General features: G+C 44.6%; 10 protein-coding genes. 4 read left to right on the top strand and 6 right to left on the bottom strand.

Features of this window, described 5'->3' with window-relative positions:
* Positions 1-198: 198 nt before the first annotated feature.
* Positions 199-648, top strand: coding sequence for a TerB family tellurite resistance protein (locus AB6D80_RS17610; protein WP_009847013.1), 450 nt, complete (start codon positions 199-201; stop codon positions 646-648).
* 33 nt (positions 649-681) lie between these two features.
* On the opposite strand, the gene AB6D80_RS17605 is transcribed toward AB6D80_RS17610, so the two are convergent.
* From AB6D80_RS17605 to AB6D80_RS17580, 6 genes are all read right to left on the bottom strand, one after another.
* Positions 682-1,119, bottom strand: a complete 438-nt coding sequence (locus AB6D80_RS17605) for a hypothetical protein (RefSeq protein ID WP_029222865.1) — start codon at positions 1,117-1,119, stop codon at positions 682-684.
* Positions 1,120-1,124: 5 nt separating this feature from the next.
* Positions 1,125-1,823: a transcriptional regulator gene (locus AB6D80_RS17600; protein WP_372189155.1), complete on the bottom strand. Its 699-nt coding sequence runs from the start codon at positions 1,821-1,823 to the stop codon at positions 1,125-1,127.
* A gap of 418 nt (positions 1,824-2,241) precedes the next feature.
* A complete protein-coding gene (locus AB6D80_RS17595; RefSeq protein WP_009847016.1) occupies positions 2,242-2,937 on the bottom strand; it encodes a hypothetical protein in 696 nt (231 codons plus the stop codon).
* A gap of 16 nt (positions 2,938-2,953) precedes the next feature.
* Positions 2,954-3,310 (bottom strand): antibiotic biosynthesis monooxygenase, encoded by a 357-nt coding sequence (locus AB6D80_RS17590; protein ID WP_009847017.1) that lies wholly within the window; start codon positions 3,308-3,310, stop codon positions 2,954-2,956.
* A gap of 369 nt (positions 3,311-3,679) precedes the next feature.
* A complete protein-coding gene (locus tag AB6D80_RS17585; RefSeq protein ID WP_009847018.1) occupies positions 3,680-4,210 on the bottom strand; it encodes a 3'-5' exonuclease in 531 nt (176 codons plus the stop codon).
* An 87-nt stretch (positions 4,211-4,297) separates the two neighbouring features.
* Entirely contained in the window at positions 4,298-5,836 is a 1,539-nt protein-coding gene (locus tag AB6D80_RS17580; protein WP_012604200.1) for a sensor domain-containing diguanylate cyclase, read from the bottom strand.
* Positions 5,837-6,184: 348 nt separating this feature from the next.
* Here AB6D80_RS17580 and AB6D80_RS17575 point away from each other — a divergent pair, with 348 nt between their 5' ends.
* From AB6D80_RS17575 to AB6D80_RS17565, 3 genes are all read left to right on the top strand, one after another.
* Positions 6,185-6,817, top strand: a complete 633-nt coding sequence (locus AB6D80_RS17575; protein ID WP_372189153.1) for a DUF2760 domain-containing protein — start codon at positions 6,185-6,187, stop codon at positions 6,815-6,817.
* Positions 6,817-8,811 (top strand): Hsp70 family protein, encoded by a 1,995-nt coding sequence (locus AB6D80_RS17570; RefSeq protein ID WP_372189151.1) that lies wholly within the window; start codon positions 6,817-6,819, stop codon positions 8,809-8,811. The genes AB6D80_RS17575 and AB6D80_RS17570 overlap by 1 nt, the downstream gene beginning before the upstream one ends.
* Positions 8,812-8,949: 138 nt before the next feature.
* Positions 8,950-11,790: an Hsp70 family protein gene (locus AB6D80_RS17565; protein ID WP_371701868.1), complete on the top strand. Its 2,841-nt coding sequence runs from the start codon at positions 8,950-8,952 to the stop codon at positions 11,788-11,790.
* Positions 11,791-11,905: the final 115 nt, after the last annotated feature.

The following is an 11,905-nucleotide window of genomic DNA, read 5'->3' as shown; positions in this document are numbered from 1 at the left end:
AATGACTAGGCTACTTCCCCCTCGCCGCGATTAAAACGCTTTTATCTCGAACAAAGTTTAACCGCGAAAGGTCAACACGCCCTAAACAAGTGTTCCTTATTGCTGACCTCTTCGTAATGTCAGTTTTAAGTAAAGACGCTTGCGATCACACTCCGTAGGCCCAATAGTAATAATATTCACCATAACTGGAACGCTCTTATGTTTAACTCACTTACCTCGTTATTTAAACAATTAGTTGACGGCTCTGATTTAGGCAAAACGCCCACTGCCTCACCTAACTTAGCCATCGCCAGCTTGTTATGCGAAGTCGCTGGTGCAGACCACGCGATCAACGAATCAGAGCAACAAGCCAAACTGCACTTACTTCAGCGTTTACTGAACATAACCGAAGAAGAATCAAAAGCTTTATTAACACAAGCTGAGCCTCAAGTTGAACAATCTGTTTCTCTGTACGATTTCACTTCTCAACTGCGAGAGCTTTCGCAGCCGGTTCGCATAGAATTAATCAAAGCTATGTGGGAAGTCGCGCATGCGGATGGAGAGATTGACCCACTTGAAGATTCAGTGATCCGTAAAACCGCAGAACTGCTCTACGTTGACCACAGTGACTTTATCAAAACTAAGCTGAACGTCATCGGTAAAAGCTAACCAAAGGCTCGATACTCACGTTAAGTGACTGGATCAACGTAAACGGTCGCCATGCATGATGCCTTTGAGCTCTAACGGCGTGCCCTTCTTAGTGACATAAAGGCCGCGCTGATTTGATACCAACACACTGCGCTTGCCTTGTGTTTGTTGAATGTATAAGTGCTTGATATTGAATGTCTGCTTATCTTGGGCCTGATCTTGATCCAATTGATAAAAGTAGTAATGATTCCCCCAGCGCAAGAACACGCCAAACATCTGCTTAGTTTGAGCGATATTCCCATCGATATCGTAACCAATGTACTGCATTTTGACTCGACCATTTTCCAATCGAAGTGATATTTTTTCCCAGCCTACCATCGGGTATTCTGCGGAAAATTTATAAGTACTTTTGGTTGCGAGCCCAGAAATTAAGCCTACATTTAGAATCACAAAAAACGTGAGTAAGATAGGCATCCAAAACTTACGATTCATATCACTCACCCTCGCTCATCGTCATTATCGTCATCGCAAGACAAAGATTTAAACTGGTGACTCATCTCTTTCCAGCGCCCGTTTATCAATGCGACGGCTTGGATATTCTGGCACCCAACTCCGATGCGATGCAGATAAAGCGAATCAACACCGAGTTCTGAGACGGTATTGAGTTCGGTTAATAATTCTTGATCAAAATTCAAACTGTCGTGATAAACATCCATGCCACGATAGCTCGTTTTATCCATAAAAAAAACGAACTGATAAAACAGCACGAGAAGAAGCGCGCTGACGACCATCCCTACGATACGAGATTGGTGACGAGTGAGAAAACTCTTAACCCTTCGCTGTTTATGAAGTTCCCGTTGTTGGGGTAATACAGACTCGCTTTTACTGTCATCACTGCGATCACTGTCAGTATTAAAAACCTCTAGCTCAACGGTTTCATTAGGAACATTAACTTGAGCTACTTGAGTTTGAATAGCAGAAATGGGTGTTGATAGATAACCACCAAGCTGTTGAGGTCTGCTAAAACTGTACCCTTGCTTCTGAACCGTTAAAATTTTGCACTCACAGTTCAGTTCATTCAACGCTGTACGAATGTTCTTTATCGCTACGTTTAGCGAGCTTCCTGTCACCACCCGCCCAGGCCAGCAACGTTCAAGAAGGAAGTCTCGGCCAATCGCTTTCGGGCTATTCATCACCAAATGTTCAAGGATCAAACTTTCGGATGAAGACAAGGTGACCTGCTTGTTAGAGCTCGAATTAATGAGAGTATTGTTATTCAATTCGATACCCGAAGCGTCTAAGGTGATCTTATCAGGGCTATTGGCGTTCATTTCGGCGAGGCGTTCATAAATAAAAGGTCATCAAAAAGGTGTTTATTTGGTCGAGCTAATACCAAACCATACATGGAAAAGAAGAGTAATAAGTTTAGTCAATAATTAAGCCAAATATAAGCTCAGCAAGTAACAAGATAAAATAACAACAAGGTGAGCCAGTCACGAAAACTCACTCACCTATGAACATAGCCAAGTTTAACTCTAAACTTGTCATGGTCCTATATTAAGACCTCGTCGTTACGCAATCTGAAAACGAGGTCACAATTCTGTTCTAGCGAAATTATAGTTCCAGTTTGAATCCAAGTTCACTAATCATAACTTCAGCGAAGCCTAACTTTACTGCATTCAACTGACTGGCAACTCCGCGAGCTTGTTCTTCGTTTTTAGCCAATATTGCCATTGAGTAAATGGGTCTGATCATCGCTTTTTGGTTTGGCTTCTCTTGAGCTATTTCTTGATGTTTTAAGTAAGCAGAAGTAATCACGCCTTGAGCGCTCCAATCGACAACCATTTGTAAATCTTGGCTGATAATCTCATCGACAATGAATTGATTCTCAGGCTCTGTCCAAGCGAGTTCGACTGCGTAGTTTTTGAAAGCGACGTCAGTGTTTAACCACTTATTACCGATGTCTCTGATTTCAGTCACCTCGACAAGCTCTTTAAATTGGAATGGTAGGTTACCAATCAACTCTCGAACGTGCTGTTCACTGTCCGCTTCAATCACAAACTTAATCATCGGAAACTTTTTATCCCCAATAAAGCTTTGTGATACGAACATATCGTGTACCAAGCCCGCATCAATCAGGTTGGCAAATGCTTTTTTCTGATGAGGCATTGCCTCAAATACGGCTTGGGCGTCATCGGTTTTCCAAGCCACTGACACGCCGTATGCCGCTGCGTGGGCATGGGTTGAAAAAAGAATGGCTGAAAATAGAAAGCTAAAAATAGCTAAAAAGGTTCCTAGAGTTGTTTTCATTGTGGTGGCTTCCTGATTAGTCGCGAATAATTTCATACAAGTTAGGGTCAGCAGAAACCCCTTCAATTTTTAAAGGTGGTAATTCTTTTCTCATCGCCTGTATCGCATCATGGAAATGCTTTTTGCTTTCCCACTCTGCAACATTAATAAAACGGTATGTCGCATCCGAGCTTAAAGAGCGGTGCAATTTGGTAGAGATATATCCAGGTTGCTTCACCAATACGTCTCGCGCATTTTCCCAATACGTTAATGTAGCGGCTTCATGGGCCGGCTCGACTGAAAAGGTATTTATCAATACAACGGGTTGTGCCGAAACCAACGCACTTACGCTTAGCGCCCCCAGTGCCAATCCATACTTAATAATGTTCTTCATCCTATTCTCCTTGTTTTGGGTGAGCTAACGCTACCACCTAGCCCTACCCAATCAAGGTCGAGACCTGCGATTTAATATTAATTAAAAAGCTAAATTTCAAACCAATATTATTCACTCGTAAAATAAGCGATGTAGCCATTCACTATTGATAAACCACTTGTTGAAATTAGGTTTCTTGGGATAGTCATTGCCCTTAACGTGAATAGTCATTGCCCTCAATTTGGATCGTCATTACCCTCAAATAACAGGCACAAAAAAACCACCTAATAAGTAGGTGGCTCTTCATTTTAATAACTCACAAGATTCAGGCTAACTTTAAGTGTTTAACCTTTAAGTATTTAACCAAGCGCCTCTCTGAAATACAAACGATTACAACATAGTCAGCGCAAGCTTTGCCAAGTTATAAGCGTCAACATAACCAGAGTGCTGACGACCTTCCCACTCAATGTTTTTCGCTTCTTGAGCAGCACGGTGACCAATACGTTTTTCTTTCAATCGATTCTGAACTCGATAAAGCGTGGCGATATTCAAGAACTCGCTAAACGGAGGTTCGATGCCTTTCTCAATACACTCTTTGTGTAAGATAAGGTCGTCACGTCCCCACGCTGCATAGATTTTTTTTGGTCCACCGAAGTTCTTAATCATCGACTTGATGACAGATTCTAATGGACGACCTTGCTTTTCGATTTTACGAGGTGTTATGCCCGTTAGCTCGGCGCAGAACAGAGAGACTTCATCTTTCTCTGGCTTAACGTAGTATTGTGCTCGCTTGACGATAGTGCCAGATGCTAGATCAATTTCAGCAAGACCAACTTCAATGATCTCGCCTGTTGTTCCCACACCGTCTTCGCTCCAACAGCACATTTCCAAATCGAAACATACCACTCGATTGTGATTCATACGTCGCCTAATTCTCTCGTCAAAAATTTTGTCAAATTGTACATGAGCCCAATACAGAACTCGACCCTAGTTGCATCAAGTGCTCATTTAGCCTGCAATTGTAACGCGATTTCGGCCATTTGACTTACTTAGGTAAAGCATACTATCGGTTTTTTGAAGGAGTTCTTCGATGTCTTCTTTACTGCGGATGGTAGCACCGATACTTAGAGTACAACTCAATAGTTGACCTTTATGCTCACAGTGAGACTCGCTCACCGTATCTAAAATGCATTCTAAATAACGAGCCAGTGCGTCGTGTTCAATGACGCTCGAAATGATACCAAACTCATCTCCTCCCATACGGAAGACATGATCGCCCTCTTTCAAACTGCCTGAAATCAACTGAATTACATGAACCAGTAAGGCATCACCAGCCGGGTGGCCAAATTGATCATTAATCCCTTTAAATTTATCGACATCAAATCCAATCAAGCTAAACGGCTTGTCACCTTGTATCGCTTTATCGAGCACCTTATTAAAGGCTCGTCGATTATAAATCTCTGTGAGGCTGTCATGATTGGCAAGAAAACGGAGTTCTTCCGTTCTTTCATCAATCATTTTATACAGGCGTACTTTTTCTTGGACTTGCAGTTTAACGATATAAGAAAGCAACAGTGAAATAGTCGTGCCCACGAGGGCAATCCCGGCCAACACCAGGTAACCATTAAACGAAATGCATGAGTCTATCTTGAAGTCGACAACCCATTCACGGTTAGTGAGTGTGATTTTCTTGGTGATATGTTGTCCAGTCACACCCTCATAACCTTTCGTTTCGAACAAGACAGGTGCATCTTCGGCTTCAAAACCGACATCACTAACGCGGACATAAACATTCATATCCCCAACCGTCGAAGCCAGCAAGTTCTCAAAATAGTATGTGGTGCGAACCACACCAATTACAACGCCGAGTAAGTTGTCACTCTCTCCCTCAAAGACAGGGTGATACACCAACATGCCACTCTTTTTTGTGTCTTTATCTAGCCCATCTTGTATCAAGCGAACTTTGTCTGAAATATTCGCCTTACGTGTCTGTTTGATATTATCTAGAACGAGATCAAATCGCTCTCTAGAAGAGTAAAAGCCAAGAACTTTGTTGTTTGGTTCTGTATTGGGGAAAATATCGCTAGCAACGAAAGCTGGCTGACCATCCAAAATGTAGCCATAGGTTTTTGCTTGGTTCTTAGGAATGGTATACAGCTTAAAGAATGGGTACTTTTCTTTCATTTTCGCCGTGTGCTCAGCTATCTCGTCTGCGGGCACTTTTTGCATCCACTGCAAGGCAATTAAACTCTTTGAATCATCTATGGTTTGCTTAGCAAAGCGATCAAACTTATCCCAATTTTCAGGGTCATTTGCGTAGAAAAAATTAGCACCAGACCCAATATATGCCACATCATTATCTATAAAGGCTTCCAAGCTCAATGTCTGGTGAGTAGCAAAACTATCCAAATTCATATTCAGCGCACGCTTTTGATTAAGCATGACTAATACAAAGCACAAAACAGTAATCAAAAAACTGACCGAAAATACGACCAACGGGAGAGTTTGTCTCTTCAACCCTGTTAGTGGGTCAGTAGTTTGGGGCATGCGGGTTCCAAATAGGCTCTATTGAATGAAAAGTATATAACGGACGGAAATAATGCTCCATTCATGTTTAGTCCTAAATGTCACATTAAACGGGCATTTTGTAAATTTTACTGACCCCCATGACCAATAACCAGACAAATCTCGACTAAATTTCAAGCTAACACACTAAAAAGCCACTTGTTTGAAAACATTAAATACACCTCTTAAGCCTTGAATATGCTAGTATCCACCCATATTTATAGCTTGAAAGCGACCGTTTCAGTCTCGTGCTACCGAGTTTCTTTCCAATCTGTATATTCCTTTAAACCGACGAATATACCGTTAAATCAATTTTAAAGAGAAATCACTATGATCGTTGATTTGAACCTAATCCCACAAACGTTTGATATGCTTCACGCAGGCCTAACTGCATCAAGCGTTTTACTACTGCTTATTGCCGTTTCTCGTAAAACCCAAGTGGTTGAGAAAGTCGTAGAAAAACCAGTAGAAAAGATCGTTGAAGTTGAAAAGCCAGTTGAGAAAATTGTCGAAGTAGAGAAAGTTGTTGAAGTTGAACGTGTAATCGAAAAAATCGTAGAAGTTGAATCTAAGCTGGCAACAGCACCAACAGATTCTGCAATGCAGCTACTGTCTATCATGCAGCAAGAAGCTCGTTTAATTGACTTCCTAAAAGAAGACCTAACTTCATTCTCTGACGAAGAAGTTGGCGCAGCAGCACGTGTAATTCACACTGGCGGTAAAAAAGTGTTAGCCGATTACGTGACGCTTTCTCACATCCGTACTGAAGATGAAGAAACGCGCATCACGGTTGTTGAAGGTTTCAACCCTCAAGAAATTCGCCTAACAGGCAACGTCACGGGCAATGCACCGTTCAATGGCACATTGATTCACAAAGGTTGGAAAGCAACTGACATGAACCTGCCTAAGCTTGCTGAGAACTACGATGCATCTGTGATTGCACCGGCAGAGGTGGAGCTATAATGGAACACCAAACTCAGCCATCATCACACGAGTCTTCTTCTCAAGAACATACGCCGCAGACGCATTCACAAGAGCTATCTTCTCAAGAGCAACATCAGGCGCCTAAGTTCAGTGTTGGTATCGATTTAGGTACCACACACTGCGTTTTGTCTTACATCGACACAAGCAATGAAGATGCTCGTGTAGAGGTGATGCCAATCCCTCAATTGACGGCTCCAGGTACAGTAGAAACTCGCAGCCAACTTGGCTCGTTCCTATACCAACCGCACGAACATGAAATGAATGCGGGCTCTCGCGTTCTTCCTTGGTCTTCTGAACCTAAAGCGCTAGTCGGTGCGATTGCTCGTAACCTAGGTTCGAAAACCCCTATCCGTTTGGTCGCAAGTGCAAAATCTTGGCTATGCCACGGTGGTGTTAACCGTCGTGATGCGTTCCTTCCAGCAGGCAGCCCTGAAGAAGTTGAAAAGGTATCTCCGCTTAAGACAACTGAGTTGTACCTTGAGCACCTTAAAGATGCTTGGAACCACGCTAACCCAGAACACAAACTGGCAGACCAAGATGTAACGATCACCGTTCCAGCTTCGTTTGATCCAGCGGCTCGAGACCTAACGGCTGAAGCTGCGCGTAATGTTGGTTTTACTCACCCAACGCTTCTTGAAGAGCCACAAGCAGCTCTTTACAGCTGGATTGATAACAGCAACGATACTTGGCGCGATGAAGTGAACGTTGGTGACATCGTTCTAGTTGTCGATATCGGTGGTGGTACAACCGACCTTTCGTTAGTTGAAGTAACACAAGACGAAGGCAACCTAAGTCTGAACCGCATCGCGGTAGGTGAGCATATCCTACTTGGCGGCGACAATATGGACTTAGCGTTAGCTTACCGTCTGAAAATGAAGTTAGCTCAAGAAGGTAAAGAACTGGCTCCTTGGCAGGTTCAAGCGATGACTCATGCGTGTCGTGATGCGAAAGAAGCATTGCTAAATGATGCTGAACTTCAATCTGTGCCCATCGTTGTTCCAAGCCGCGGCTCTAAGCTACTTGGCGCAACACTGAAAACAGAACTGACTCAGCAAGAAGTACAACAAACATTGGTTGATGGCTTCTTCCCACAAGTCGCTGTAACGGATCACCCGGTACAGAAAACTCGTGGTGCACTGACTCAAATGGGTCTCCCTTACGCTCAAGATGCGGGTATTACTCGTCATATTGCCGCATTCCTTTCTAAGCAAGCCAATGCGCTTTCTGGAAATAGCGAAGCCGCTCAACAAGATTTCAACCCGTTTGCAAACATGCCCGGTATGCCCGGTACAGAAGCGCCAGCGGCAGACTTCATCAAACCAACAGCGGTACTGTTCAATGGTGGTGTTCTAAAATCTAACCTGCTTGCTGATCGTCTTTCAGACACGATCAATGAATGGCTAATTAATGCAGACGCTGAATTCGCTAAACAGCTTTCAGGCTTAGACTTAGACCTAGCGGTTGCAAGTGGCGCTTCTTACTACGGCGCAGTACGTCGTGGTCAAGGCGTTCGTATCCGCGGTGGTATCGCTTCTTCTTACTACGTAGGAATTGAAAGCGCGATGCCAGCTATCCCAGGTATGGCTCCTCCAATGGAAGCACTGTGTGTTGCACCATTTGGTATGGAAGAAGGCTCAAGCGTTCAAGTTCCTAGCCAAGAGTTCGGTCTAGTGATTGGTCAGCCAGTACACTTCCAATTCTTCGGTTCAACAACACGTCGTGAAGACCAAGCAGGTACGCACCTTGATCACTGGGCTCCAGAAGATCTTGATGAGCTTCCTGAAATCCAAGTGACACTGCCTGTTTCTGAAGGTCGTCGCGAAGGTGAAGTGGTTCCGGTGACTTTGGCGTCTCGTGTTACTGAATTAGGCACGTTATACCTAGAAGCGATAGCCACTGATAATGGTCAGAAATGGCATGTTGAGTTCGACGTTCGTGAAGACTCGAATAACGACTCAAACGTAGAAGCATAATGAATCAACGGCACCTTAGCGGGTGCCGTTACTTTATCAATGCGATTCCCTAGCCCTGTATTAAAAGCATTCCAAAGACAATAATAAGACCAAAATTATCCATTAACTGGTCATCACTTTGGCAGAATAAGGTTTTGTATGGCATCTCCTCGTTTTTTAGTCGGCATTGACTTAGGCACAACCAATACTGTTGTCGCTTACTGTGAAATCAACGACGACCTACAACATGCTCCCGTTTCTCTTTTCGATATTGACCAACTCATCGGCCCCGGTGAAGTGGTTCGCAAGCCCCTACTTCCATCATTTCGTTATCATCCCGCACAAGGTCAGATCTCCCCTTCCGATCTCACCATGCCTTGGGAACCGAGCTTAGTTGAAGGCGATATTCAAAATGTCATCGTTGGTGAATGGGCTCGCGAACTGGGCGCAAAAGTCGAAGGCCGCCAAGTATCCAGTGCAAAGAGCTGGTTATCTCACCAAGCGGTTGATCGTAACTCCGACATTCTGCCTTGGGCAGGCGCAACTGACGTCGATAAAGTGTCTCCTGTTGTCGCAAGCGCAAGCTACCTTAACCACATCCGTCAAGCATGGAACTACCGTAACCCAAGCAATAAGCTTGAAGACCAAGACGTTGTAGTCACCGTTCCTGCTTCATTCGATGAGACAGCACGTAAGCTGACACTCGAAGCGGCAGCACTTGCTGGTTTAGGTAAGATTCTATTGCTCGAAGAGCCGCAAGCCGTTTGTTATGACTGGTATGCCCGTCACCAACAAACCGCTACAAACGAACTTCAACAGATCCCGCTGATTCTAGTGTGTGATGTTGGTGGCGGTACTACCGATTTAAGCTTGATCGAAGCGAGCTTCAAATCGGATAACGGTGGCAATCAAGAGCTCGCACTCGACCGTATCGGCGTTGGCGAACACTTGATGCTCGGGGGTGATAACCTCGATTTAGCTCTTGCCCACCTTGCAGAGCAGCGCTTTAATCAAAACAAAAAGTTGAATGCGTCTAGCCTAACCAAACTGATTCAACAGACTCGCGCCGCAAAAGAGAGCCTGCTTTCTGCTAATGCGCCAGACGATGTGAAGATCACAATGCTGGGCAGCGGTTCAAAACTGCTTGGCGGAACCAAGAGTATTGGTTTAACCAAACAAGAAGTTCATCAGATTGCACTAGAAGGTTTCTTCCCGCTTTCTGAGTTTACGGAAGTACCCGACAAACGCCGCAGCGCGGTGGTTGAGTTCGGCCTACCCTACGCAGCAGATCCTGCTGTAAGTAAGCACGTTGCCGAATTCCTAGCGACCCACCAGCAAGTATCTAAAGCCGCATTGGAAAAGTCAGACTCTGTTGAGTTTGATGATACCAAACCTGCAATTCCTGTTGGTGTGCTACTCAATGGTGGTGTGTTCAACAGTGAACTGGTAACAGAGCGAATTACTCAGTTACTTGGTAATTGGAACTGTGCACCAATCACCGTCTTAGATAACCCTCACCCCGACTGGTCTGTAGCCCTTGGTGCTGTAGCTTTTGGTAAAGCACGCCGTGGTGCACAACTGAAAATCGGTGGCGGCGCTGCTCGTTCTTACTTCTTGCATCTACAAGAGAAGAACAAGATGGGCAAAGCGCTTTGTTTGCTTGCCAAAGGGACAGAAGAAGGCCAAGAGATACGCTTGAACAGCCGTCGTTTCTCACTGACTTTAGGCGAACCGGTACGATTTAATCTTCTGACTTCAACACACGATCAAATTGCTCATGACACCGCTATTCAAAATGGTGTGATGGTCAATGTCGACGCTGACTTGTTCTCCCCTCTTCCGCCGTACATTTCTACACTGGAAGGTTCAGGTACTGCAGAGCTCCAAGCCAACCAAAAAGAACGCGTCGAAGTATTGCTCGCGTGTCAATTAACCGAAGTCGGCACACTGAAAATGGAGTGTGTGAGTACAGAAGATGACTCTAAACGTTGGTTGCTCGAATTTGAAGTAAGAAACAAGCAAGGTGATGAGTCTGATACCGCTAAACTTCACCCAAGACTGGATGAATGTAAGGAATTGATTTCTCGTCTGTACAGCGGCAACAAGAAGAGTGCTGAATCGAAAGAGATCAAAACACTATCGAAAGATCTTGAGAAGCGACTCGGTAAGCGTGATGAATGGGACTTCACGACCCTTCGCCATCTGTTTGATACCTTTTCATTAGGTCGTAAACGCCGTCGTCGTTCAGAAGCACACGAGAAGAACTGGCTGCGTTTGGCGGGTTACTCGCTGCGTCCAGGCTTTGGCGATCCGACTGACTCATGGCGTATCGAACAAATTTGGGGCCTTTACCAACAAAACATTCAGTTCCAGAACCACCAAGGTTGGACGGACTGGTGGGTATTCTGGCGTCGTGTTGCGGGTGGCCTGAATCAAGAACAGCAAGAAACCATCTTGGCTGATATCGCGAAGTACCTTCACCCAGGTGCAATGAAGAACCCTAAGACAGCGAAAGATGCGCAAGACAATGGCTATGAAGCCATGGTGAGATTGGCAGCGTCCCTTGAGCAACTCGAGGTGGAAGATAAAGTTCTATTGGCTACATGGTTCTTGAGCAAAGCAATTAACCATAATCAGTTCGAACAGGCTCACTGGTGGGCTCTGGGTCGCTTAGCGTCTCGTACACCTTTATACGGAAGCCAACACAGCGTCATTCCAAGAGAGCAAGCAGAACAGTGGTTACCAAAGCTGCTTGACCAGAATTGGCAGAAAGAGCAGATGATAGCTTTCGCGGCAGTGATGATTTGCCGCAAGACAGGTGACCGACAGTTCGATATCTCTGATGACTACCGTGCTCAAGTTCTTGATAAATTAAAGCAAAGCAAGGTACCTGATTCATGGCTAACGCTAGTGAGTGAAGTCACTGAACTTTCTGAGAGCGAGTCTAAACGCGTATTTGGTGATGCATTACCAAGCGGGTTAAGCCTGATTAATAACTAGGTTTAAAAACGATTAACTTTAGTTGTTAATGAGTAAAGAAGCTAACGAGAAAAGAAAAAGCCACTTTCGATTCGTTGAAAGTGGCTTTTTTATTGGTGGCTTAAGGCTGGTATGT

This window comes from Vibrio sp. 10N.247.310.17 (assembly GCF_041466605.1).
Lineage (GTDB): Bacteria > Pseudomonadota > Gammaproteobacteria > Enterobacterales > Vibrionaceae > Vibrio > Vibrio tasmaniensis_A.
The sequence above is the reverse complement of the archived record's forward strand: the minus strand, read 5'-3'. Positions and strand labels throughout refer to the sequence as shown.